The following is a 22454-nucleotide window of genomic DNA, read 5'->3' on the forward strand; positions in this document are numbered from 1 at the left end:
CCTCCGGGGTCAGGAGATCAGCCGCCGTAGGCGGAGATCGGCGGGCAGGAGCAGACCAGGTTGCGGTCGCCCTTCGCGCCGTCGATCCGGCGGACCGGCGGCCAGATCTTCGGGGCCGACGTGCCCGCCGGGAACACCGCGACGTCGCGGCCGTACGGGTGCGCCCACTCGCCCGTCACGGACGCCGCGGTGTGCGGGGCGTTGCGGAGCGGGTTGTCGTCGGCGGGCCAGTCGCCCGCGCCGACCTTGTCGATCTCGCGGCGGATCGCGATCATCGCGTCCACGAAGCGGTCGATCTCGGCCAGGTCCTCGCTCTCGGTCGGCTCGACCATGAGCGTGCCCGCGACCGGGAACGACATGGTCGGGGCGTGCAAACCGTAGTCGGCGAGGCGCTTGGCCACGTCGTCCACGGTCACGCCGGTCGCCTTGGTCAGCGGGCGCAGGTCGAGGATGCACTCGTGGGCCACGAAACCGCCCTCGCCGGTGTACAGGACCGGGTAGTGCTCGTCCAGGCGCCGCGCGACGTAGTTCGCCGCCGCGACCGCCGTCATCGTCGCCCTGCGCAGGCCGTCCGCGCCCATCATGCGCACGTACGCCCACGAGATCGGCAGGATCGACGCCGAACCCCACGGCGCGCCCGAGATCGGGCCGACGCCCGTCTCCGGACCGGCGCCCGGCTGGAGCGGGTGGTTCGGCAGGTACGGGGCCAGGTGCGAGCGGACGCCGATCGGGCCGACGCCGGGACCGCCGCCGCCGTGCGGGATGCAGAACGTCTTGTGCAGGTTCAGGTGCGACACGTCCGAGCCGAACTTGCCGTACCTGGCCAGCCCGATGAGCGCGTTCAGGTTCGCCCCGTCCACGTACACCTGGCCGCCCGCGTCGTGCACCAGGCCGCACACCTCGCGCACGGTGTCCTCGTACACCCCGTGCGTCGACGGGTAGGTGATCATGATCGCGGCCAGGCGCTCGGCGTGCTCCAGGACCTTGTCCTTGAGGTCGCCCAGGTCCACGTTGCCGTGCTCGTCGCACTTGACGACGACCACCCGCATCCCGGCCATGACGGCGGACGCGGCGTTGGTGCCGTGCGCGGACGACGGGATCAGGCACACGTCGCGCTCGAGATCGCCGTTGGCGCGGTGGTACGCGCGGATCGCGAGCAGGCCCGCGAACTCGCCCTGGCTGCCCGCGTTCGGCTGGAGCGACACCGCGTCGTACCCGGTGACCTCGGCCAGCCAGCCCTCCAGGTCGCCGATGAGCGAGAGCAGCCCCTCGGCGTCGGAGGCGGGCGCGAACGGGTGCAGGTCGGCGAACTCCGGCCAGGTGACCGGCTCCATCTCGGCGGTCGCGTTGAGCTTCATGGTGCACGAGCCGAGCGGGATCATGCTGCGGTCGAGCGCCACGTCCTTGTCCGACAGGGACCGCAGGTAGCGCAGCAGCGCGGTCTCCGAGCGGTGCCGGTGGAACACCGGGTGGGTCAGGTAGTCGCTGGTGCGGCGCAGCTCGCCGGGGATGCCGTCGGCGGTGTCGGCGTCGAGGGCGTCCACGTCGGCCACGGCCACGCCGAACGCCCGCCACACGAGCGCGAGGTGCGCGCGGGTGGTGGTCTCGTCGCAGGCGATCGACACGGTGTCCGCGTCGGCGCGCCACAGGTTCACGCCCAGCTCGCGCGCGGCGGCGACGACCTCGTCGGCGCGGCCGGGCACGGAGGCGCGGACGGTGTCGAAGAACTCGCCGTGCACGACGTCCACGCCGCCCTCGCACAGGCCCGCGGCGAGCACGGTGGCCATCCGGTGGGCGCGGGTCGCGATGGCGCGCAGGCCCTCGGGGCCGTGGTAGACGGCGTACATCGAGGCCATGACGGCCAGCAGGACCTGCGCGGTGCAGATGTTGCTGGTGGCCTTCTCGCGGCGGATGTGCTGCTCGCGGGTCTGCAGGGCCAGCCGGTACGCCGGGTTGCCGTCGGCGTCGACGGACACGCCGACCAGGCGGCCGGGAAGCTGGCGCTCCAGGCCGGAGCGGACGGCCATGTAGCCGGCGTGGGGGCCGCCGAAGCCCATCGGCACGCCGAACCGCTGGGTGGTGCCGACGACGACGTCCGCGCCGATCTCGCCGGGCGGGCGGAGCAGGGTCAGGGAGAGCAGGTCGGCGGCCACGACGGCCTGCGCGCCCGCCTTGTGGATCTCGGCGATGACGGCCTCGTGGTCGCGGACCACGCCGGAGGCGCCGGGGTAGGACAGCAGCACGCCGAAGAAGTCGCCGCCGAGGCCGAGGCCCTCCAGGCCCTGGGACAGGTCGGCCACGACGATCTCGATGCCCAGCGGCTCGGCCCTGGTCTCGATGACCGCGAGGGTCTGCGGGAGGGTGTCCGCGTCGACCACGAACTTGGTGGACTTGGAGCGGCCCGCGCGGCGCACGAGGGTCATCGCCTCGGCGGCGGCGGTGGGCTCGTCCAGCATCGAGGCGTTGGCCACCGGCACGCCGGTCAGGTCGCCGACGACGGTCTGGAAGTTGAGCAGCGCCTCCAGGCGGCCCTGCGAGATCTCCGGCTGGTACGGGGTGTACGCCGTGTACCAGGCCGGGCTCTCCAGCACGTTGCGGCGGATCACGGCCGGGGTGAACGTGCCGTGGTAGCCGAGGCCGATCATCTGGGTCATCGGCCGGTTGCGGGCGGCGAGCGCGCGCAGCTCGGCGAGGGCCTCGGTCTCGGTTGCGGGCTCGGGCAGGTCCAGCGCCAGGTCGCCCTCGCGGATCGACTCGGGCACCGCGCGCTGCGCCAGCTCCTCCAGGGACCCGACGCCGATGACGTCCAGCATCCTGGCCAGCTCGGCGGGGCGGGGGCCGACGTGGCGGTCGGCGAACGGGGTCCCGTGCTCGAGGGCGGCGAGCGGGATGCGGTCCTGCGTCATCTGGGGCCTTCCGGTGCAGCGGGCTGTGGGCACACCTGTGTCCTGGAGCGCCCTCCCCCTCTGTCTCCGGCCCGCGACCGGGCGGCCTGAGAGCTTCACCCGGTCGGAACCGGGCTTGCACCGTCGGCGGGGTCGGTTCGACCCGCTTTCCAGAGGTGTCTCGCCCGCGCGGTCCTGGGGCCTGAGAGGTTCCGGGGAGGATTTGCTCCTTCGGCGCCGAGCCTGGCTCGGACTCTCCCGCGCGGGGTGAAACGACTACCGGAGGAGCTTACCCGGCCGGGTGGTGTCCATTCACACTCCCGCGACGCGGATCTCAGGGCGGCTGATTCCGCTGAGTGGCCGGGCCGGGCGGACGGGTGGCGCGCGGCGGGCCCTGCCGGACGGGGCGGCGCGGCCGGGTGGCGGGGCGCGGCGCACGGTCGGGTGGCGGGCGGTGACGACCGGGTGGCGATTGGTGACGAGCGGGTGGCCGCCGGTGACAGCCGGGGGGCGATCGGTGACGGCCGGGTGGCGGTCGGCGTGAGGCGCAGCGGGCGGCGACCCGGTCGGCGGAGCCGGGTTCGACCGCCCGGACCTCAGCCCGTGGCTCTCGTGCGGCGGCGCTTGGACAGCTCGTCCTCCGCCACCACCACGATCTCGGTGCCGTCCGCGCGTTCGGCCGGGAACTCGTGGATCGTCCCGCTGATCTCCCGCATGGCCCCGCTGACCGCGATCCCGAACACGCCCTGCCCGCCTTGCAGGAGGTCCACGACCTCCTCGGGCGAGGTGCACTCGTACACCGTGGTCCCGTCGCTGAACAGAGTTATGCGGGCGAGGTCCTGGACCCCGCGCTCGCGCAGGTGGTCCACCGCGACCCGGATGTTCTGCAGCGAGACGCCGGTGTCCAGCAGCCGCTTGACCACCTTGAGGACCAGGATGTCCTTGAACGAGTAGAGCCGCTGGCTCCCGGAGCCGTGAGCGCTCCTTATCGTCGGGTTCACCAGGCCGGTCCTCGCCCAGTAGTCGAGCTGCCGGTAGGTGATCCCGGCGATCTGGCACGCGGCGGGCCCCCGGTAGCCGACCAGCTCGTCCGGCAGCGAGGAGTCCGGGAACAGCTCACCCTGTTCGCCGGATCCGGCCCGGATGGGCGCTTCCTCGACCACGCCTGCCTCCCCTCGGTTCCGGTCACGACGACCGGTGACCAACGTGAAGCCGACCGGTGTCGGATCACACCGCGGCACTTCACCTGAGCTCGACGGTAAGACCGGCTAGGGGGCTGGTCAACGCGACGCGCGGGGCGTGTCGACCCTCAACCTGAGCTTGAGGTTGAGAGAATGGGGGTGCATCGTCCGACCGAGTGACGTTTAGTGATCGTTTAGCCAAAACCGGCCCACGGTGCGTGATGCGGGTGTTCGTCACCCACCCATCCCTCACCGGGTGGGGCCAACGCCACACCTCGGCAACACACCGTGACGCACCGGAGGGGGCCGCCCCGATCCGGAGATCGTGGACGGCCCCCTCCGGGGTGCCTGAGCCCTCGGCGCGGCCTACGTGTCGGCGCCGCGGAAGTCCTCGGGGGAGACCGAGTCGAGGAACTCGCGGAACTTCTCGACCTCGTCCTCCTGCTCGTCCGGGATGATCAGCCCGGCCTCGGCGAGCACGGCCTCGTCCGCGTGGATCGGGACGCCGACCCGCAGCGCCAGCGCCACGGAGTCGCTGGGCCTCGCGGACACCCGCACGTCGCCGTCGAACACGAGCTCGGCGAAGTAGGTGCCCTCCTGCAGATCGATGATGCGAACCTGTTCGAGCTGCCGCCCCAGCGCCCCGATCACGTCCTTGAGCAGGTCGTGGGTCAGCGGCCGGGCGGGTCGCACACCCTGCTGCTCAAGGGCGATGGCGGTGGCCTCCACCGAGCCGATCCAGATCGGCAGGTACCGCTCACCCTCGGTCTCGCGCAGCAGCAGGATCGGCTGGTTCGCGGGCAGCTCCACCCGCACTCCGACGACGCGCATCTCGCTCATCGGGTATCGCCTCCCTCAGCGCGCTGAAACTCTGGCGTCCCCGTTGGTCTACGAGGATTCCCCACATGCCCTCCCGACGCTACCCGCCAAGCGGGCTGTGTGCGCAACCGCCCGGCATCTTCCCGCGCACCCCGTTCCCCGACGTTCACCTCGGTGAAACGCGCTCGCCGAGGAGTTCGCGCACGCCGGAGCGGATCAGCAGTGTGTGCAGCGCCACGAGCAGCGCGGCCACCTCGCGGCCCACCTCGTCGGCGCGGGCCCTGGTCCTGGGGTCGCGGCCGGGGCGCAGCGGGGCGAGGACGCGCTCGACGGTGGCCAGGTCGCGGTCGGCGGCGGCGCGGACCGGGCGCAGGTCGCGGAGCTCGACGCCGCAGCGGGCCAGCGCCCGGACGGTCCTGGCCACGGCCAGCGCCTCGGGGTCGTGCAGGCCGCCGGGACCGGGCGCGAGCAGGCCGGAGCGCTCCAGCTCGGCCAGGGCCGCCCGGTCGAGCCCGGACTGGGCCAGCAGGTCCTCGCGGGTGAGGCGCTCGCCGGGGGCGGGCGCGAGATCGGGCGCGGGACCGGCCGGGTGCGCGGGCGCCGCCGCCTGGGCGGGCACGGCGCGGTCGGGTGCGGAGCAGGGAGGGAGGGCGCACTCGGCGGCACGGGCGGCGGGCACGTCGTCGCCGGGCCGCAGGTCGCCGGGCCGCAGGTCACTGGCCCGCAGATCACCGGGCCGCAGGTCACCCGCGCGCTGGTCGCCGCCGCGCTGATCGCCCCGCGCGGGCTCACCGGCCGGGCGCCGCGCCGCAGACCGCGAGTGGCCCGCGAGCGGCTGCTCGCCCCGGCCGTGATCCGCGTCGCGTTCCGCCGAGAGCGGAACGGGACCCGCCGGAGCGGGACCCCCGAGGCCGTCGTCGAGCGCGTCCAACTGCTCCCGGATGACCTTGAGCGGCAGGTAGCGGTCGCGCTGCGCGGTGAGCACGTACCGCAGCCGCTCGACGTCCGGTGCGCTGAACAGGCGGTAGCCCGACGCGGTGCGCGCCGGGCGGACCAGCCCTTCCGCTTCCAGGAAGCGGATCTTGGAGATCGTCACGCCGGGGAACTCGGGTCGGAGCTGCGACAGCACCGCCCCGATGCTCATCCCCCCGCGCTGGGGCCGCCCGGCCGACGTCACACTGCCTCCCCGGCCGGGCGCGGCCTCACCGCGCTACCCCTGGCCGCCCGCGCCGGGGCCGGTCAGGAAGACCAGGCGGAACTTGCCGATCTGGACCTCGTCGCCGTTCGCGAGGACCGCCTGGTCGACGGGCTCGCGGTTGACGTAGGTGCCGTTGAGGCTGCCCACGTCGATCACCACGAACTCGCCGCCCTCGCGGCGGAACTCCGCGTGCCTGCGGGACACGGTGACGTCGTCGAGGAAGATGTCGCTGTCGGGGTGGCGACCGGCGCTGGTCGTGTCCCGGTCCAGCAGGAAGCGCGAGCCCGCGTTGGGCCCCCGCTTGACCACCAGCAGGGCGGACCCGGCCGGGAGGGCGTCGACGCCCGCCACCGCGGGCTCGCTCGCGGGCGCGCCTTCGACCTCGGCGAGGAAGTCGGCCCGGAAAACGGAGGTCCGCTCCGGGGACTGCTCGGGCGGAACGCCTGGCCCGTCGTTCGTGCTCACCTGAGCTCTCCTCCTGCTGCTGGATCCGTCGAGTTCGTTAGAACCTATCGTGCCCGAACCTGCGTCCGAGGATCGACTCCCCCGGCGACCGAAGAGTTTGCGGAAGATCGACGTCACTCCTGGACCAGCTCCTGGTATGCGGCGGCGTCGAGGAGGTCCTCGAACGCGGCGGTGTCGTCGAGGCGGAGCTCCACCATCCAGCCCTCGCCGTAGGGGTCGTCGTTGATGAGGTCGGGCTGCTGGTCGAGGGAGTCGTTGCGCGCGGTGACCTCGCCCGCGAGCGGCGCGTAGATGTCCGACACGCTCTTGGTTGACTCCACCTCGCCCAGCGTCTGGCCCGCGGAGACCTTCTCGCCGACCTCCGGGAGCTGGACGAACACGACGTCGCCGAGCTGGGCTTGGGCGAAGTCGGTGATGCCCAGGCGCACGGTGGTCTCACCTGTGCGCTGCACCCACTCATGTTCCTCGGTGTACTTGAGCTCCTCGGGAATCACCGCGGTGCGCTCCTTCAATGACGGTGGATCTTCGCTTCCGGATCTTCCCACGTCCCGCTCAGGTCGAGACGACCCCCGGCCGTTGCGCCCTGGAGGCGAGGACGAGCTGGTAGGCGTACAGCGCCCCGGACCACAGGTAGAAGACCGCCCCCCAGATCATCATGGCGTAGGCGAAGGGCCGCACGACCTGCGCGAACGTCGAGCCGCCCTGCGCCGCCAGCAGCATGGGGAAGGCGTAGAGCAGGATGAACGTGGCGGCCTTGCCGAGGTACGTGATCGTGAACGCGGGCCGGTAGCCCAGGCGGCGCAGCACCGGCAGGCACGCGCCGACCACGAGCTCGCGGCCCGCCAGGAGCAGCACCACCCACAGGGGCAGGATGTCGCGGACCACGAACGCGATCATCGTGGCCAGGATGTAGAGGCGGTCGGCCGCCGGGTCGAGCAGCACGCCCAGCTTGCTGGTCTGGTCCAGCCAGCGCGCGATCTTGCCGTCGAGCCAGTCGGAGACGCCCGCGGCGATCAGCAGCGCCAGCGCCCAGCCGTCGGCGCGCGGGCCGAGCAGCAGGTAGAGGAACACGGGCACGCCGAGCAGCCGGAGCACGCTGAGCGCGTTGGGGATGGTGAGGTACCGGTCCTGGGGGGCCGGTTCGGCTGCGGGCGGCGTGGACACGGCACGAATGCTAGGCGCACGCCAGTGGCGGGGCTCACCGGTGCGGGGGTGGGGCTTCGGACGGGTCGACCGGGGGCCGGGTCCGCTCGGGCGCCCGAGCGTCGCGGCGGCGGCTGGCGGGCGCGGTGGCGTGCGCCGGGGAGCCCGGCGGGCTCGCGCTCGGCGGACGCGGGGCGCGTTCCGGGTGCCGCTGTTCACAGGGGGTGTTCTTCCCCGGCGGGGCGCGCCGGAAACCCCCGGTTGTTCAAGATCACTTCAGGGGCGTCGGGGCGGGCGGGGCGGCGTCCGCCCCCGCCCACCCCCGCGACGCGCGGCTACCGGGTGCGGCTCCAGCCCCGCCGCTGGAGCTCGGCGCCCGTCAGGGCCTGCGGACGACCCCGGTCGTCAACGCCGACCCAGCGGGCCCGGAAACCCTCGAGCACGTACGCGTGGCCCTTGCTCCACACGACGCTGCACGGCGCGGTGGGCAGCGTCGCCCTGCGCTTCGCGTGCCCGATCTCGATTCCCGTGGTGGTGCTCATGGTGTGCAGACCTCCGTCCGGTGCGCCGCCCGCCTGCCATCGGCGGACGCCTTCTGGGGGGATTGTGGTGCGGAACACGTCCGCTTCGCGCGTCCTGCGCGCCCATCGGGTCCGAGCGGTCGCCGAGCTGCGCGACCGGCTCACCCGAGGCGTACCCGCCCCCGCGACGATCAACCGCTCGACGTGCCGGTCGGGCCGCCCACAGCACCGGCACTTCAGAAAAGATGATCTTGTCGGGGCCGGGGCGCGGCTTGTGGTGCCCGACCGCGCTCCGTACGGTGAGCGGTGCAGCGGTTGAGCCAACAGCCGCGCCGGGGAGCTCCGGCTGGGCTTTGACCTGCGCTGCAACCAGGACAAGCACCCTGTTCACGGGCTCCCCACCCCACAAGCGGTGGCAGTTGAAGAGGAGACCCTCGTGTCGGTTCACGATCCCGAAGTCGTGACCACGGACGGAAGCGGGACCGGCTCCGTCGAGTCGGGTCCCGCCGAGCACATCGACATCAGCGCGGAGCAGGTCGCCGAGGGCGTGACCGTGGTCAGGGTCAGCGGCGAGGTCGACATGCTGACCGCGCCCAGGCTGCGCTCCGAGGTGGTCGAGCGGATCACCCCCGGCGGCGTGCTCGTGCTCGACCTGGGCGGCGTCGGCTTCCTCGGCTCGGCCGGTCTCGCGGTGCTCGTGGAGGCCGCTCAGCGCAGCACGCGCGAGCAGGCCGCGTTCCGGGTCGTCGCGGTGGAGCGCGCCGTGCTCCGCCCGCTGGCCGCGACCGGGCTGGGCGAGGTGTTCAGCGTCCACCCGTCGGTGGCCGAGGCGCTGGACGCCGACCGGGGCTAGCGTGCCCGACCAGGTCCACGACCTGGTCCACCCCGGAGGCGACGAGCGCCCGGTGGGCGGCTCCCCCCTCGGGGGCCCGCACCACCACGCGCGTGCCCGCGTCGGCCGCCGCCGAGGCGACCGCGCGCAGGCTGCGCACCAACCCGTCCGCCCGGTCCCCCAGCTCGCGCAGGTCCACCACCACCGGCACGGCGCCACCGCGCGCCGCGGTGAGGATCGTGCGCCGCACGGCGGGACCGGCGCGGCCGGGCACGTCGCCCCTGACGACGACCTCCACCCACCCCTCGCGCTCGCGCACCACCACCTCCTGGTGGGGGCTGACCGCGAGGCGGGTGGTTCCGGGGGCGTGCCTGCCGGACAGCACGAGCACGACGGTGGTGCCGCCGGGCGACCGGTCCAGCAGCACCTCGTCGACGCTCTCGCGCATGAGCAGCAGGCCGCGCCCCCTGGACGACAGCCCCGGCGGCGGGACGCGCCAGCGCCCGTCGTCGGCGACGACCACCCTGACCCGGCCGTCCGGCTCGGCGGACGCCTCGACGCGCACGCTGCCGGGCGCGCCCGGCGGGTAGGCGTGCTCGATGGAGTTGCTGACGGCCTCGTTGACGGCCACCAGCAGGTCGTAGCGGTCGTCCTGCTCGACGCCGAGACCGGTGAGCCACCGGTCGACGCGCTGTCGCAGAGCCGAGAGCCTGTCCGGCTCGGCGGGGAACTCCGCCCGCCAGTGCCGGTCGGCGAGTTGGTCGGTCACCGTGCGCCTCCCCGTGTGGTGCACCTCGGTGGCTTCCCGCTCATGGCGGTGCTCACACGTGTGAGCGACCACCACTTCGGGTATCGATAGCGTCGGTGCACTACCGGGGGCCTGCACCCCCGATCATCCTGGGAACCAGATCGGACGATGAGGTGAGCGTGTCGCACACGGAGCCGCACAGCGGTGAGCTTGACAACGCCCTGAGCGGGGTGGAGCTGCGGATCGCGGCGGACCCCACGCAACTGTCGGTCGTCCGCGCGGTCGCGGCCGACATCGCCATGCGGCAGGACTTCGACCTCGACTCGATCGAGGACCTGAAGCTGGCGGTGGACGAGGCCTGCTCGACGCTGATCTCGCTGGCGTCCAAGGGCGCGGTGCTGAGCGCCCGCTTCGTGGTCGCGGACGGGGACGTGCAGGTGTCGACGCAGGTCGTCTCCGAGCGCGCCGCCCCGCCGGACCGCGACAGCTTCGGCTGGCGCGTGCTGAGCGCGCTGGTCGACTCGGTGACCACCTGGGTCGCGCCGAAGTCGGGCGAGGAGGCCTACGAGGTGCACATCGACCTGGTCAAGCGGTCACTGGGGACGGTGGATGCGTGACGGGGCCTGAAGGGGGCGCCACGAAGGCGGCGACGGGCAAGTCCGGCCAGGGCGACTACGACCACCTCGCCCCGCTGTTCGCCCGGCTCGCCCAGACCCCGGCGAGCGACCCGGCGCGGGAGCGGCTGCGGGACGAGCTGGTCACCGAGCACCTGCCGGTGGCCAGGCACATCGCGCGCCGGTTCGGGCACCGCGGCGAGCCGCACGACGACCTGGTGCAGGTGGCCACGGTCGGGCTGATCAACGCCGTCGACCGGTTCGACCCGGAGCGCGGCAGCGACTTCCTGTCGTTCGCGGTGCCGACGATCATGGGCGAGGTGCGGAAGTACTTCCGCGACTCGTCGTGGTCGGTGCGGATGCCGCGCAGGCTCAAGGAGCTGCACCTGGCGATCAACGCCGGGTCGGCGCGGCTGTCGCAGGAGCTCGGCAGGGCGCCGACGCCCAGCGAGCTGGCGCAGCACCTTGGCCTGAGCCGCGAGGAGGTCCACGAGGGGCTGGCGGCGGGCAACGCCTACCACAGCGCCTCGCTGGACGACCTGCTCGTGGCCGACGACAGCTCCATCTCGCTGGGCAGCACGCTCGGCGAGGAGGACCCGGAGCTGGAGGCGATCGAGCAGCGCGAGTCGCTGCACCCGCTGCTGGAGAAGCTGCCGGAGCGGGAGCGGCGGATCGTGGTGATGCGGTTCTTCGGGAACATGACGCAGACGCAGATCGCGCAGAAGGTCGGGATCTCGCAGATGCACGTGTCGCGGCTGCTGGCGAAGACGCTGCGGCAGCTGCGGGACGGGTTGGAGCAGTAGGACGGCGGGCGGGGTGAGCGGCGCGCGCAGGGCTCCGCTCCCCGGCCCCGCACCTCCTCCGGGCGGCTCTCCTGAGCGTTTGCTGAGAGGTCGCTCGATCGGGCTTCCGGGCGTTTGCCCCGCTGTTCGGCGGGGAAGACCTGACCAGCACCCGATGAGAGCCGCCTGGAGGGGGTCGCACCATGACCAGCACCGCACGCCTGCCCAAGCCCGTCACCGACGTGTGGGACTGGCAGAAGGACGGGCTCTGCCGAGGGCGCGACAGCGCGGTGTTCTTCCACCCGGACAACGAGCGCGGCTCGGCCCGCGCGTCCCGCGAGAACCGGGCCAAGGAGCTGTGCGCGCGCTGCCCGGTGCTCGCCCAGTGCCGCGAGCACGCGCTGGCCGTGCAGGAGCCCTACGGCGTGTGGGGCGGGATGGGCGAGGACGAGCGCAGGCGGATCATCTCCGCCGCCCGGCGCAGGGTCAGCGCCGTCGCCTGACGCCCTGGGTCCGAGGCAGGGAGCAGCACCACCCGGCGAGCACAGCGCAGTGCGAGCACGACCTGGCGGCACACCTGAAGCCCGAAGTCGGTCACACCCGCGGGGCCCCTCCACACCGGAGAGGCCCCGTCAGCGTTTCCGGGCTCCGGCTCAGAGCTCGGGGAACAGCAGCTGCCCCCCGTAGAACAGCGACCCGATCGCCACCACCGCGAACAGCAGCACCCACACCAGGCCGGGGACGCGGGTGATGCGGGCCAGCTGGTCGGCGTCGGACTGGGGCGCCTTGCCCCGCATCCGCCTGCTCTGCAGCTCCCCCACCGGGCGCACGCCGCCCAGCAGCAGGAACCAGGCCACGAACAGGGCGAACCCGGACTTCAGGTCGTCGGTGCCGTAGAAGGACACGACGAACATCACGCCCCCGGTGACGATCACCGAGAACACGCCGAAGACGTTCCGGATCATGATCAGCATGGCGGCCAGCAGGACGACCGTCGCCCACAGCAGCTGGCGCACGTGCCCCTCGGTGACCAGCCACGCGGCGCCGAGGCCGAGCAGCGGCGGGGTGACGTAGCCCGCGAAGTACATCGCGACCACGCCCGGTCCGGACGGCCTGCCGCGCGAGACGGTGACGCCGGAGGTGTCGGAGTTGAGCTTGATGCCCTGGAGCCTGCGGCCGGTGAGCAGCGCGATGAGCGCGTGGCCGCCCTCGTGGGCGATGGTGATGGTGTGGCGGGCGTAGCGCCAGACGCCCGGACTGGCCACCAGGACCAGGGCGAGCACTGCGGGGGCCCACTGCGCGATCGTCGACATCACCGTCCAGGATGCCAGTGATCGGTCCGCCCGCCGCTCGGGCTTGACCTGGAGTCCGCTCCAGGGTGCAGGCTGCGCCGCCATGAGGACTGCGCGCCTGGGGGCGCTGGAGGTCAGTGCGCTGTGCCTGGGAACCCTGCCGTTCGGGTCGACCGTGGACGAGGGGACGTCGTTCGCGATCCTCGACCGGTTCGCCGAGGCGGGCGGGACGTTCCTGGACACGGCGAACAACTACGTCTCGTGGGCCGAGGGCGGCACGGGCGACGAGAGCGAGGCGGTGCTGGGGCGGTGGCTCGCGGCGCGGGGCAACCGGGACTCGGTGGTGCTGGGCACGAAGGTCGGGGCGCGGCCCTCGGCGGGCGGGGGCTACGAGGGCTTGTCGGCCGAGGTGGTCAGGTCCGGCGTCGCGGGCAGCCTGCGGCGGCTGGGCACGGACCGGGTCGACGTGCACTACAGCCACGTGGAGGACCGGTCCGTCGAGCTGGCGGAGACGCTGGGGGCGTTCGCGGGGCTGGTGGCGGACGGGTCGGTGCGGGAGATCGCGTGCAGCAACCACGCGGTGTGGCGGGTCGAGCGGGCGCGGGCGGTGTCCGAGGCGAACGGGTGGCCGAAGTACGCGGCGGCCCAGCTGCGGTTCAGCTACCTGCGGCCCCGGCCGGGCTACCCGCTGCCCGAGTCCGGCCACGTGCTGCTGACCGAGGAGATGGCGGACTTCGCCCGGAGCGAGGGCGACTTCGCGCTGGTGGCCTACTCGACGTTGCAGTTCGGGCAGTACGCGGGCAAGCCGCTGCGCGAGGAGAACCGGCACGTGGGCAACGACCGGCGCCTCGCGGTGCTCGGGGAGGTCGCGGACGAGCTGGGGTTGACCAGGAACCAGGTGGTGCTGGGCTGGGTCATGGCGCGGGGCGTGGTGCCGGTGGTGGGGGTGTCCTCGGTCGCGCAGGTCGAGGAGGCGCTGGGGGCGGCTGACCTGGTGCTCCCCGACGAGGTCCTGGCCCGCCTGGACTCGGCGGCCTGAGCCAGGACGCGCGCGAGGGCCCGCTCCTCGGCGGAGCGGGCCCTCGGTGGTCGTGCTTGGCGCTTCAGCGCCCGTGCTCAGCGCTCGTGCTTCAGCACCCGTGCTTTCAGCGCACCGGGCGCCGCGCGCCGGGGGCCTCCACGTCCACGGGCTGGGTGCGGGTGGGCCTGGTGTCGCCCCCCTGGGTCTGCACCGGGCGGGTGTCGCCGGACCGGGCGTCGAGGCCCGCGTCCTTGCCCGCCTCGATCCTGCCCGCGTTCACCCTGCCGGAGTCGATCGTCGGGTCCATGGACTCGACCCTGGGCTTGGGCACGTCGCGCTCAGGGGCCGGGTGGTGCAGCGTCGGCTGGTCGAAGCGGTTGCCCCGGACGGTGTCGTCGTGGTGGAGCTCGGGCTCGTGGGCGGGCTCGTCCACGACGATCTTGCGACGGGCCGGGAGGATCGCGATCACCAGGCCGGCGATCGCGAGGCCCGCGTGCAGGCCGTTGTCGGCGTTGTTGATCGCCAGCGGGTTGCCGAGCCCGGCGACCGGGTTGACCGAGACCACGCCGGTGATCATCAGGCCCCACGCGGTGACCGCGCCGTAGGCCAGCAGGACGATCCAGCCGTACAGCCGGGACAGCGCGGAGCCGCTCGCCATGAGCAGGCCCAGGACGCCGAACACCAGGTGGACCGTGTTGTGGAGCGGGTTGACGTGGAAGCCGAAGACCTCGGCGTGCCGGTCGCCCGCGAAGTCGCCGAAGCCGGTGCGGACGAAGCCGACCACGCCCGCGGCCAGGAACAGGACGGCCAGCAGGGCGGTGAGGACTTGGGCCGGTTGCAGGCCTGCGACCTTGACGCGACCGGGGGCGGGTCCGGTGGTGGTCGAGTGGGTCATCACGCCCTCCGTGGGACCGTGAGCCCGCTCTTCGGGCTCAGGACGACCTACGACTACCCCCGGCGGGCGAAGGGCAAACTTTGTTGTTTTTCGCGCACCTTGGAAGAAATCTTTTTGATGATCACCGAAAATGCCCGATCGGTTATTCGTGACACTTTCCCGAATTCCCACGAGGCGGTGGGAGCGGAGTTCACGGAACCGCTCCCACCCCGCCCGACCAGGAGTTCCAGCGCCGGGCGTGCGCAGGCCCCGCCGTGGTCGGGGCCCGTCCGGCCCACCCCATGTGAGGCCGGGACGCTACCGCGCCGCCGATTCCCTGACGGCGTCGCCGAGTTCGATTCGCACCCGACGATCATCCGCTCGCCCGAACCCGCCGTCAAAGCATTTACCGGGTTCAGGAGATCAGGTAGGCGTTGCCCGCGAGCAGCGACTCCTGGCGCGGGATCAGCACCTCGGTCAGGCCGGGCGGGCTGAACGGGACCACCTGGCCGAGCACGCCGACCACCTGCGCGCCGGGCACCACCAGCTCGTCGCCGACCAGCTCGGACGCCACCCGGTCGTGGACGCCCTGGGGCTGGTGCGCGTACTCGCCGGTGATCTGGAACGGCCCCCAGCCGAGCGCGGCGCCCTCCCGCGCGGACCCGATCAGGTCGCGGTCCGCCGCACCCCAGTCGGCGCGGATGCGCAGGTCCCGCACGGCCAGGAAAGCCGTGGTCAGCAGCGGCCACCAGGACTTGGAGTTGTCCCCGCGCAGCCCCTGGGACAGCTCGCCCGGCCCCATGCCGGGCACCTCCCAGCCGGGCATCCCGAGCAGCAGGAACTGCAACCACGGGCGGTAGACGGCCACCGAGGTGAACTCGAACGTGAGCTCCATTCCCTCGATCGGGGTGTCGGAGTGGATGCGCTCCGCGCCCAGCGACCAGATGCCGTCGGCCAGGCCGGTGTGCCACGCCCAGGCGTCGGCCTCGGCCTGGCCGACCCGCCCGACCGCCTCGGCCCCGTACCGCGCGCTCCCCCACACCCCGCCGCCGACCGCCCAGTCGTGCGGGATCAGCTCGGACAGCCGCGTCGGCACCCCGTCCAGGTCGAGCTCGGCGCTCGCGAACCGCTCGCGGGCGTCCTCGAACGCGCGCGCGACGACGTTGCGGGTGGTGGTGGCCAGGGTCGCGAGCTCCTGCCTGATCTCCCGGCCGCCGTCCCGCTCCATCTGCAGGAACACCCGCCTGACCAGGTCGAACTCCTCCTCGGCCAGCTCGCCGTGCTGGCGGGCGTGGTTGTGCGCGGCGCGGGCGTTGTCGTGGTCGACCGCGTGCCGCAGGTAGGTGCGGTACGCGTCGGTGGGCACGGTGTGGGTGCGGCAGTCGGCGGAGGCGGGGTCGGCGACCTCCTCGGCGCGGTGCAGGGCGCGGTAGGCGCGCTCGTAGCGGGCCTCCTGGTCGTGGTCCGCGTCGCCGACCTGGAGCTCCGCGTCGACCACGAAGCCGTAGACCTCCTCGAGGCGGTGCCCGGTGGAGGTGTAGGCGGTGTCGGCCTTGGGGACGTCGCCGAAGACGGAGGCGATCCGGCGGGCGGTCGCGGTGCCGCCTGCGCGGTGGTCGGGGGACCAGGCGTCGGTGAAGTCCTGCGGGCGGGCGGCCCAGCCGGGCAGGCACAGGGACAGGATCGTGTTGCGCAGGTTGCGCGGCGGTTGGACGGCCGGGTTGTCCGAGGGCGCGGTGAACGCGTCGAACAGACCGCGGTTCACGGTGTACGCGGCCCGGTTGCTCTGTTGGGGGTCCACCCCCCAACGCTGTGCACGGTCGGGCCGCCCGGCCACGCAGCGGGCGGTGGTCCACCCGTTGCGGTGACGGGGTTGCGCGGTGAATCCACCCGATCGTGCCCCGGTCTCCGGGGTGGAGACCGGGGCACGCGGTGGGTCACACTGGGATGGACACGAACGTCCTGCCGTCGAAGCCGCGCACCTCGACGGCGGCGACGTCCTCGGGGGCGACCAGGGCCGAGCCGTCGAGGGTGGTGCCGTCCTTCTCGCCCGCCTCGGAGACGAGCCAGCTGCCCGCGTCCTGCGTCGAGCCGTCCTTGGCCACGACGACGATGCGGCACTGCTCGCCCTGCGCGATGCCCGCGACCGAGGCGTTGACCCTGACCCAGCCCGCGGCGGGTTTGACCTGGACGGTCATCCTGGCTCCGGTGGCCGGGTCGGTCCCGGTGCCGAGGCGGGTGCCGGAGGGCGGGGCGGACGGGACGGGCGTCGGGGTGGTGATGGCGACGTCGTCGGTGGGGGCGGTGCCCCGGCCGACCGCGAAGCCGCCGCCGAGCACGACCGCGACGACCGCGGCGGCGGCCACGCCCGCGCCTGCGCGGCGGCGTGCCGCGCGGACCTGGCGCTCCTGCCCGACCTGCCGCAGGGCGCGCCGCAGCAGCAGGTCGCCGCCGTCGGGTGGTCCGTCCAGCAGCGCCTCGGGCGGGACCTCGCCCAGCGCCTCCTCCATCGCCTTCAGCCCGTTCACCTCGTCGCGGCAGGTCGGGCAGGTCGCCAAGTGGTCCTCCACCTCGCGCACCTCCGCCTCCTCCAGCACTCCCAGCACGTGCGCGCCGAGCAGCTGCGGGACGCGGCTGTTCTCGTGAGTCCCGGTCATCCCGCCACCCCCTTCAGCGAGACCCCGGTGAAGGTCTCGCGCAGTGCCCTGAGCGCGTAGTGCGATCTCGACTTCACCGTTCCCGGTGGCACCCCGAGCGCCTCGGCGGCCTCGGTGACGCTGCGTCCCCGGAAGTAGATCTCCAGCAGGACGTCGCGGTGGTCCGGGGACAGCCGGTGCAGCGCCTCCAGGACGACGACCGAGTCGACTACGGCCTCGGCGTGGTCGCGGGCGACCGCGGTGGTGGCGGGGGACTCCGCGACCTCCTGCGGCCGGACCGCTCGCGCGCGCACCCGGTCGGTGACGATGTTGCGCGCGACCGTCAAGAGCCACCCGCGCACCGAACCCTTGCCGTTGACCAGCGCCTCGGGGTGCCGCCAAGCCCGGACGAGCGTCTCCTGGACAACGTCCTCAGCCGCCGCCCGGTCACCGGTCAACCGCGTGGCGTACGCCAACAACGCCCGACCGTGCTCCTCGTAGAGGGTCTTGATCAGGGCCTCGTCGGCCGCGGTCTCCCGTTTGCGGGACCACAGAGCCGCCATCCACCCACTCCTTTCACCAGCTCGTGCTCGTGAACACGGGTGCGGGGGCGGAATGGTTCAGGTGGGGGTGGGGTGGGGGTTGAGGAGGTGGTGGGGAGGGGCGGGAGACGAGCGAACGGACCACTCACCCAAGGTGAACGGACCGTTCAACCGGAACCGGACGACAAGCCGTCAGGCGCGAGAGGCAAGGCGCGGCACAAGGTGCGGGACAGGGCGAGAAGCGGGGAGGCGGGGGCGGGCGGGGAGCAAGGCGGGGAGTGGAGGCAGGGAGCGAGCGGTCCGTTCACTCGTGATCTAGCAGCGAACGGACCGTTCACCGAAGTTCAGAGCAGCGAACGGACCGCACACCCGTGATCCGACAGCGAACGGACCACTCACCCGTGATCCAGCAGCGAACGGACCGTTCACTGGAGCGCAAGCAGGCGAGCGAACGGACCGTTCACCCCATGGCCCGCAAGCAAATGGACCACACGCCCATGCCCGGTAGCGAACAGGCCGCACACCCACGGCTAGGCAGCGAACGGACCGTTCGCCCATGGCTAGGCAGCGAACGGACCGTTCGCCCGTGATCCGGCAGTGAACGGGCCGTTCGCTGGAGCGCAAGCAAGCGAGTGAACGGACCGCACATCCCATAGCCAGCAAGTGAACGGACCGCACATCCGATGCCCCGCGAGCGAACGGACCGCACATCCGTGGGCCGGAAGTGAACGGGCCGCACGCCCGTACACCGCAAGTGAACGGACCACTCACTCATGGCCCGGAGGCAGGTCCAATGACTCCAAGGAACGCCAGAGTCAGCCCAGCGGTGTCACAAGGACGACCCCGGCCTCCAAGATCAAGTGCAAACCTCGCCGTTGTTCAAGCAGTCCCTGATCCGCTCCGCCAGCACCCCCGGCAGCGCGGACACCAACATCGCGTGGTCCGTACCAGGGTCGCGCAGCTGCTCCGGAAAGCTGTCGATCGCGTACGGCCGCCCGTCCGGCACCCGGTACGTCACGCGCACCGTCAGCGCGGGCACCGGGAACGTCCCCGCCGGGCACACCCGCCCTCCCAAGGGGAACACCGCGTGCAACCGGTGGTTGACGCTGTCCGTGTTCCTGCCGTCCCAGCAGCTCGGGAACTCGAACGTGCGCTCCACGTCGCTGCCCGGCTCGCACACCGGGTACCGGTTCGTCGCCCGCCCCGCCCCCGTGCAGCCCCACCACGCCCGGCCGCCGCCGTTCGTGAGCGCGGCCGGGTCGCCGGTGATCAGGCGCAGGCCGGTCGGCATCGTCAGGACGTGGCCCGCCGGGCTCCCCCGGTACGTCACCACGACCTCCTCCGGCGGCAGCACCTCGCCGGTGTTGCCGTGCACTCCCCCGCCCGGCTGGTGCTCGTCGTGGCCCTCGGTGTCGGTCAGGCGCAGCACCGGCCAGAAGTACGCGGAGCGGTCGTCGTGGGCGCAGGTCGTGGGGGACGCGGCCAGCGAGGCGTCCGTCGACGCGTAGTCCGTCGATTCGTTGCCGACGTACTCGTGCGTGTGGTGCGCGCCGTTCAGCCTGCCCGGTGAGATGACCACGTTGTCCGCGTTCAGGTGCCGCTTTTCGTTGCGACCGCAGGAGATCGTGAACGTGCCGGTCGACGCGTCCGGCTCCGCCACCGGCGACGTCGGGGCGGGCGGGGCCTCGTCGATGGGCAGGTAGCGGTCGTCCGTCGCGCAGGCGGCCAGCACCAGGAGAAGCGCCAGCACCGGGATGATCGCCCTCACGGGTGACTAGCTTGCCGGCTCACCGCACCGCGTCGGCACGGACTCGCCGTCGCCTCGGCCGTTCGGCCGGTGGCGGGAAAAACGGCCGCACCCCGCTAATTGCGGTGTCCCCCGACCGCCCCCTAAGTAGATTTGACCTGGTGGCGGCTCGTGGAGGACCCCGGATGACGCTGCCGACCCGGCTCGTCCTCGGCGTGCTGCTTGAAGACGCCGACCGGCCCCGGTACGGGCTGGAGCTGTGCCGCACCACCGGGTTGCCCAGCGGCACCGTGCACCCCATCCTCGCCCGGCTCGAACTGCGCGGGTGGGTGTGCAGCGAGTGGGAGGAGGTCGACCCGCGCGAGCAGGGCCGCCCCCGCAGGCGGTACTACCGGCTGGTCCCCGACGCGGTCCCGGTGGCGCAGACCGCCGTCGCGCGGGCGCACCGGTCGCTGGAGCGGTTGCGGCGCAGCGCCGCCGACGGGGCCTGACCGCGCCTGACCGCGCCCGCGAACGTCACGGGCAGCCGACCCGCGCCCTGGACGCGCGCAGCAGGTGGCCGTACCAGGTGATCAGCGGTCCGGTCCTGCCCCCGGTCAGCTGCTCCCAGGTCCGGGCGCACAGGTCCCGGTACGGGGCCGGGTCCCAGGACGCGGCCAGGTCGGCCAGCGGGCGGTCCAGGAGCGAGCCGAGGGCGTAGCGGCGGTCGAAGCCGTGCACCGACGGGACGACCGCGCCGTTCGCCTCCACCACCAGCGGGGTCAGCCAGGCGCCCAGGTCGCCGGTGGCGCCCTCCGCCGTGAACGACGCGCGGTCGCGCAGCAGGCTGGTGCGGGGGACGGCGTCGAGCTGGACCGCCAAGCCGTGCTCCGCCGCCACCCTGCCCAGCTCCACCGCCGCGTAGGCCAGCTCCACCGGGCCGGGGCGCTCCGCCGACAGGCGGCGGGCCGCGCCCTCCGCCTCCAGGGGGCGGACCTGGAGCAGCAGCGCGCCCGCCGCCGCCACCTGGTCGGCCACCTCGCCCAGCCTGGTCGCGCCGTTCTTGGTCAGGGTGGTCACCACGCCCACCGGGACACCGGCCTCGGTGAGCCTGCGGACGCCCGTCATGGCCCGGTCGTGGGACCCCGGCTCGCCGCGCAGCCGGTCGTGGTCGGGCTGGACGCCGTCGACGGAGACCGCCACCAGGTCGACCTCGCGGAGCAGCGCTATCCGGCGCGGGGTCAGGGAGAGCCCGTTGGTGGTCACGGTCGTGCGCATCCCGGCGTCGCGCGCGGCGCGCACCAGCGCCCGCAGTTCCGGGTACAGCAGCGGTTCGCCGCCGGAGACGCTCAGGACGTCGTAGCCGAGGGCCGCGGCCTCGCGGACGGCCGGTCCGAGGACTCCGATCGGCAGGGACTCGGCGACGTCCGGACCGGAGCTGGAGTAGCAGTGCAGGCACCGCAGAGTGCACAACCGGGTCGGGTGAACTTGGAACACGGAGCGTCCACCAACCTGAGCCATGTCGCCGCCCTCCTGTCGCAACCTCTCTCCATACGGAGCACTGATCAAGGGCGCTGATACATGTCCGGTAACCGGGTTCGCGGACTGATTCCTCCCAACGTGGGAACGGGCCGAAGCTGTGAAACGGTCCTCGGCAGGCTCGCGACAACCTGTACGAGGTCGACCCCCGCACGTGTGGTCGCCCCATCCGGGAGGGCACATGCGCCGCCAGTTCGTCGTGTCCGGGGACGCCGCCGCCGAGGCGCGGCGCCGGGTGCTGCGCGAGCTGCACGACGGCGTCGGGCCCTCGCTGGCGGCGATCGCGTTAGGCCTGCGCGCGGCGCGCGAGCTGGTGGAGCGCGACGCGGGCGCGGCGAGCAGGTTGTTGGCGGCGCTGGAGGAGGAGGCGCACGGCGCGGTCGCCGAGGTGCGCCGGTTGGCCGCCGACGCGCAGCACCCGCCGGTGCTGGCGCGGCTGGGCCTGGTGGGGGCGGTGCGGGCGCACGCGGGGGCGCTGGCCGGGCGGCACCCGGTGCTGGTGGAGGTCGAGGTCGTCGGGGAGCTGCCCGAGCTGGGGGCGGACGTCGAGGTCGCCGCTTACCGGATCGTGTGCGAGGCGCTGACGAACGTGGTGCGGCACGCGGGCGCCCGGCGGTGCGCGGTGTGGCTGCGGTTCACCGACCGGCTCAGGGTCGAGGTCGTGGACGACGGGGTCGGCCTGCCGCGCGTGGCGGAACCGGTCGGCGTCGGGCTGCGGTCGATGCGGGAGCGGGCGCGCGAGGTGGGGGGAACGTGGGCCGCCGAGGTCCCCGAGCAGGGCGGCACGCGCATCGCGGTCGAGCTGCCGGTGGGCGGGTGAGCGCGGTGCGACCGCTGCGGGTGCTGGTGGTGGACGACCACCCGATGTTCCGGTTCGGGCTGTCGGCGGTGCTGGCGGGCTCGCCGGAGATAACCGTGGTCGGCGAGGCGTCGGGCGGCGGGATGGGGGTGGAGCTGGCGGCGGCGCTGCGGCCGGACGTGGTCGTGATGGACCTGAACATGCCGGACCTCGGCGGGGTGGAGGCGACGCGGCGCGTCGTGGCCGAGCACCCCGGCGCGCGGGTGCTGGTGCTGACGATGTTCGACGACGACGACTCGGTGTTCGCGGCGATGCGCGCGGGCGCGCTCGGCTACCTGCTGAAGGCCTCGCAGCCGCAGCAGATCGTGCGGGCCGTGCGGGCGGTGTCCGAGGGCGAGGCGATCTTCAGCCCGGCGATCGCGGGGCGGTTGCTGGCGTACTTCGGCGCGCCCGCGCAGCCGAGGCCGGAGACGTTCCCGGAGCTGACCTCGCGGGAGCGCGAGGTGCTGCGGCTGATGGCGGGAGGCGAGGGCAACGGCGCGATCGCGCGGGAGCTGGTGCTGAGCCCGAAGACGGTGCGCAACCACGTGTCGAACATCCTGCGGAAGCTGCACGTGGCCGACCGGGCGGAAGCCGTGGCGCGGGCCCGCGAGGCCGGGATGGGGCAGCGATGAGAGCGCTCTCACGTGTGCGGCGCCCGACCGTCGGGAAGCGCGGCGCGGAGCGGGCTCTGGTGAGCAGAAGTGCTTGTTGCACAACGAGGAGAACCGGAGAGCGGCACACCGGGGAGCATGGTGCGGCGCGCGCGGAAAGCGCTGTCCGCACCTCGGGCCGGGA

General features: G+C 73.2%; 24 protein-coding genes and 1 riboswitch. Of the genes, 8 read left to right on the top strand and 16 right to left on the bottom strand.

The annotated features are described in order from the left end of the window. Positions 1-17: 17 nt before the first annotated feature. The 8 genes from gcvP to LV78_RS31915 form a co-directional block, all read right to left on the bottom strand. Positions 18-2906, bottom strand: a complete 2889-nt coding sequence (gene gcvP, locus LV78_RS31880) for an aminomethyl-transferring glycine dehydrogenase (protein ID WP_253849735.1) — start codon at positions 2904-2906, stop codon at positions 18-20. A gap of 159 nt (positions 2907-3065) precedes the next feature. Next, a riboswitch (glycine riboswitch) is annotated at positions 3066-3156 on the bottom strand. A gap of 325 nt (positions 3157-3481) precedes the next feature. Further along, complete coding sequence (locus LV78_RS31885; RefSeq protein ID WP_308208780.1) at positions 3482-4048, bottom strand: MerR family transcriptional regulator; 567 nt, start codon at positions 4046-4048, stop codon at positions 3482-3484. 384 nt (positions 4049-4432) lie between these two features. Then, positions 4433-4906 (bottom strand): bifunctional nuclease family protein, encoded by a 474-nt coding sequence (locus LV78_RS31890; RefSeq protein WP_253849736.1) that lies wholly within the window; start codon positions 4904-4906, stop codon positions 4433-4435. Between the two features lie 145 nt (positions 4907-5051). Then, on the bottom strand, positions 5052-6062 hold the full coding sequence (ftsR, locus tag LV78_RS42120; protein ID WP_372495010.1) for a transcriptional regulator FtsR: 1011 nt from the start codon (positions 6060-6062) through the stop codon (positions 5052-5054). Positions 6063-6095: 33 nt separating this feature from the next. Then, complete coding sequence (gene garA / locus LV78_RS31900) at positions 6096-6548, bottom strand: glycogen accumulation regulator GarA (protein WP_015804060.1); 453 nt, start codon at positions 6546-6548, stop codon at positions 6096-6098. A 113-nt stretch (positions 6549-6661) separates the two neighbouring features. After that, positions 6662-7042, bottom strand: a complete 381-nt coding sequence (gene gcvH / locus LV78_RS31905) for a glycine cleavage system protein GcvH (protein WP_253849737.1) — start codon at positions 7040-7042, stop codon at positions 6662-6664. 58 nt (positions 7043-7100) lie between these two features. Further along, the gene (gene clsA / locus LV78_RS31910) at positions 7101-7712 is read right to left on the bottom strand and encodes a cardiolipin synthase ClsA (protein ID WP_253849738.1); all 612 of its coding nucleotides are present in this window, start codon (positions 7710-7712) and stop codon (positions 7101-7103) included. A gap of 314 nt (positions 7713-8026) precedes the next feature. Then, positions 8027-8233: a hypothetical protein gene (locus LV78_RS31915; RefSeq protein WP_253849739.1), complete on the bottom strand. Its 207-nt coding sequence runs from the start codon at positions 8231-8233 to the stop codon at positions 8027-8029. 439 nt (positions 8234-8672) lie between these two features. On the opposite strand from LV78_RS31915, the gene LV78_RS31920 reads away from it, so the two are divergent. Beyond that, positions 8673-9065, top strand: a complete 393-nt coding sequence (locus LV78_RS31920; RefSeq protein WP_253849740.1) for an STAS domain-containing protein — start codon at positions 8673-8675, stop codon at positions 9063-9065. On the opposite strand, the gene LV78_RS31925 is transcribed toward LV78_RS31920, so the two are convergent. After that, positions 9016-9813: an ATP-binding protein gene (locus LV78_RS31925; protein ID WP_253849741.1), complete on the bottom strand. Its 798-nt coding sequence runs from the start codon at positions 9811-9813 to the stop codon at positions 9016-9018. The genes LV78_RS31920 and LV78_RS31925 overlap by 50 nt on opposite strands. Positions 9814-9971: 158 nt before the next feature. Between LV78_RS31925 and LV78_RS31930 the strand changes: the two genes are divergently transcribed. From LV78_RS31930 to LV78_RS31940, 3 genes are all read left to right on the top strand, one after another. Further along, positions 9972-10409 (top strand): ATP-binding protein, encoded by a 438-nt coding sequence (locus LV78_RS31930; protein ID WP_253849742.1) that lies wholly within the window; start codon positions 9972-9974, stop codon positions 10407-10409. Continuing rightward, positions 10406-11209: a SigB/SigF/SigG family RNA polymerase sigma factor gene (locus tag LV78_RS31935; protein ID WP_253849743.1), complete on the top strand. Its 804-nt coding sequence runs from the start codon at positions 10406-10408 to the stop codon at positions 11207-11209. The genes LV78_RS31930 and LV78_RS31935 overlap by 4 nt, the downstream gene beginning before the upstream one ends. A 182-nt stretch (positions 11210-11391) precedes the next feature. After that, complete coding sequence (locus LV78_RS31940; protein WP_253849744.1) at positions 11392-11691, top strand: WhiB family transcriptional regulator; 300 nt, start codon at positions 11392-11394, stop codon at positions 11689-11691. 150 nt (positions 11692-11841) lie between these two features. On the opposite strand, the gene LV78_RS31945 is transcribed toward LV78_RS31940, so the two are convergent. Next, positions 11842-12501 carry a M50 family metallopeptidase gene (locus LV78_RS31945; protein WP_253849745.1) on the bottom strand — a complete coding sequence of 220 codons (660 nt, stop codon included), beginning with the start codon at positions 12499-12501 and terminating at the stop codon, positions 11842-11844. A gap of 82 nt (positions 12502-12583) precedes the next feature. Here LV78_RS31945 and LV78_RS31950 point away from each other — a divergent pair, with 82 nt between their 5' ends. Next, a complete protein-coding gene (locus LV78_RS31950; protein WP_253849746.1) occupies positions 12584-13519 on the top strand; it encodes an aldo/keto reductase in 936 nt (311 codons plus the stop codon). Between the two features lie 106 nt (positions 13520-13625). Here LV78_RS31950 and LV78_RS31955 read toward each other — a convergent pair whose 3' ends face one another. From LV78_RS31955 to LV78_RS31975, 5 genes are all read right to left on the bottom strand, one after another. Next, positions 13626-14396 carry a DUF4383 domain-containing protein gene (locus LV78_RS31955; RefSeq protein WP_253849747.1) on the bottom strand — a complete coding sequence of 257 codons (771 nt, stop codon included), beginning with the start codon at positions 14394-14396 and terminating at the stop codon, positions 13626-13628. Between the two features lie 394 nt (positions 14397-14790). Beyond that, positions 14791-16176: a hypothetical protein gene (locus tag LV78_RS31960; protein ID WP_253849748.1), complete on the bottom strand. Its 1386-nt coding sequence runs from the start codon at positions 16174-16176 to the stop codon at positions 14791-14793. 136 nt (positions 16177-16312) lie between these two features. Next, the gene (locus tag LV78_RS31965) at positions 16313-17032 is read right to left on the bottom strand and encodes an anti-sigma factor family protein (RefSeq protein WP_253849749.1); all 720 of its coding nucleotides are present in this window, start codon (positions 17030-17032) and stop codon (positions 16313-16315) included. Further along, positions 17029-17574, bottom strand: coding sequence for a sigma-70 family RNA polymerase sigma factor (locus LV78_RS31970; protein WP_253849750.1), 546 nt, complete (start codon positions 17572-17574; stop codon positions 17029-17031). Before LV78_RS31970 ends, LV78_RS31965 begins: the two co-directional genes overlap by 4 nt. Before the next feature lie 835 nt (positions 17575-18409). Then, positions 18410-19321 carry a DUF1996 domain-containing protein gene (locus LV78_RS31975; RefSeq protein WP_253849751.1) on the bottom strand — a complete coding sequence of 304 codons (912 nt, stop codon included), beginning with the start codon at positions 19319-19321 and terminating at the stop codon, positions 18410-18412. A gap of 164 nt (positions 19322-19485) precedes the next feature. Here LV78_RS31975 and LV78_RS31980 point away from each other — a divergent pair, with 164 nt between their 5' ends. Continuing rightward, positions 19486-19791 (top strand): PadR family transcriptional regulator, encoded by a 306-nt coding sequence (locus LV78_RS31980; RefSeq protein ID WP_253849752.1) that lies wholly within the window; start codon positions 19486-19488, stop codon positions 19789-19791. Between the two features lie 25 nt (positions 19792-19816). Here LV78_RS31980 and LV78_RS31985 read toward each other — a convergent pair whose 3' ends face one another. Further along, positions 19817-20752, bottom strand: a complete 936-nt coding sequence (locus LV78_RS31985; protein ID WP_253849753.1) for a radical SAM protein — start codon at positions 20750-20752, stop codon at positions 19817-19819. A 247-nt stretch (positions 20753-20999) separates the two neighbouring features. On the opposite strand from LV78_RS31985, the gene LV78_RS31990 reads away from it, so the two are divergent. Together LV78_RS31990 and LV78_RS31995 are read left to right on the top strand one after the other, a co-directional pair. Beyond that, positions 21000-21638: a sensor histidine kinase gene (locus LV78_RS31990; RefSeq protein WP_253849754.1), complete on the top strand. Its 639-nt coding sequence runs from the start codon at positions 21000-21002 to the stop codon at positions 21636-21638. A 5-nt stretch (positions 21639-21643) separates the two neighbouring features. Then, the gene (locus tag LV78_RS31995) at positions 21644-22291 is read left to right on the top strand and encodes a response regulator (RefSeq protein ID WP_308208781.1); all 648 of its coding nucleotides are present in this window, start codon (positions 21644-21646) and stop codon (positions 22289-22291) included. Positions 22292-22454 lie beyond the last annotated feature (163 nt).

The sequence above is a fragment of the Actinosynnema pretiosum genome, from assembly GCF_024171695.1.
GTDB lineage: Bacteria > Actinomycetota > Actinomycetes > Mycobacteriales > Pseudonocardiaceae > Actinosynnema > Actinosynnema pretiosum.

Excerpts from the sequence above, each read along its gene's own strand:
- LV78_RS31890 (WP_253849736.1), bottom strand. The coding sequence starts at position 4,906 with ATGAGCGAGATGCGCGTCGTCGGAGTGCGGGTGGAGCTGCCCGCGAAC.
- LV78_RS31980 (WP_253849752.1), top strand. The coding sequence starts at position 19,486 with ATGACGCTGCCGACCCGGCTCGTCCTCGGCGTGCTGCTTGAAGACGCC.
- gcvP (WP_253849735.1), bottom strand. The coding sequence starts at position 2,906 with ATGACGCAGGACCGCATCCCGCTCGCCGCCCTCGAGCACGGGACCCCG.
- LV78_RS31955 (WP_253849747.1), bottom strand. The coding sequence starts at position 14,396 with ATGACCCACTCGACCACCACCGGACCCGCCCCCGGTCGCGTCAAGGTC.
- LV78_RS31945 (WP_253849745.1), bottom strand. The coding sequence starts at position 12,501 with ATGTCGACGATCGCGCAGTGGGCCCCCGCAGTGCTCGCCCTGGTCCTG.
- LV78_RS31915 (WP_253849739.1), bottom strand. The coding sequence starts at position 8,233 with ATGAGCACCACCACGGGAATCGAGATCGGGCACGCGAAGCGCAGGGCG.
- LV78_RS31990 (WP_253849754.1), top strand. The coding sequence starts at position 21,000 with ATGCGCCGCCAGTTCGTCGTGTCCGGGGACGCCGCCGCCGAGGCGCGG.
- LV78_RS31970 (WP_253849750.1), bottom strand. The coding sequence starts at position 17,574 with ATGGCGGCTCTGTGGTCCCGCAAACGGGAGACCGCGGCCGACGAGGCC.
- LV78_RS31950 (WP_253849746.1), top strand. The coding sequence starts at position 12,584 with ATGAGGACTGCGCGCCTGGGGGCGCTGGAGGTCAGTGCGCTGTGCCTG.
- LV78_RS31965 (WP_253849749.1), bottom strand. The coding sequence starts at position 17,032 with ATGACCGGGACTCACGAGAACAGCCGCGTCCCGCAGCTGCTCGGCGCG.
- LV78_RS31940 (WP_253849744.1), top strand. The coding sequence starts at position 11,392 with ATGACCAGCACCGCACGCCTGCCCAAGCCCGTCACCGACGTGTGGGAC.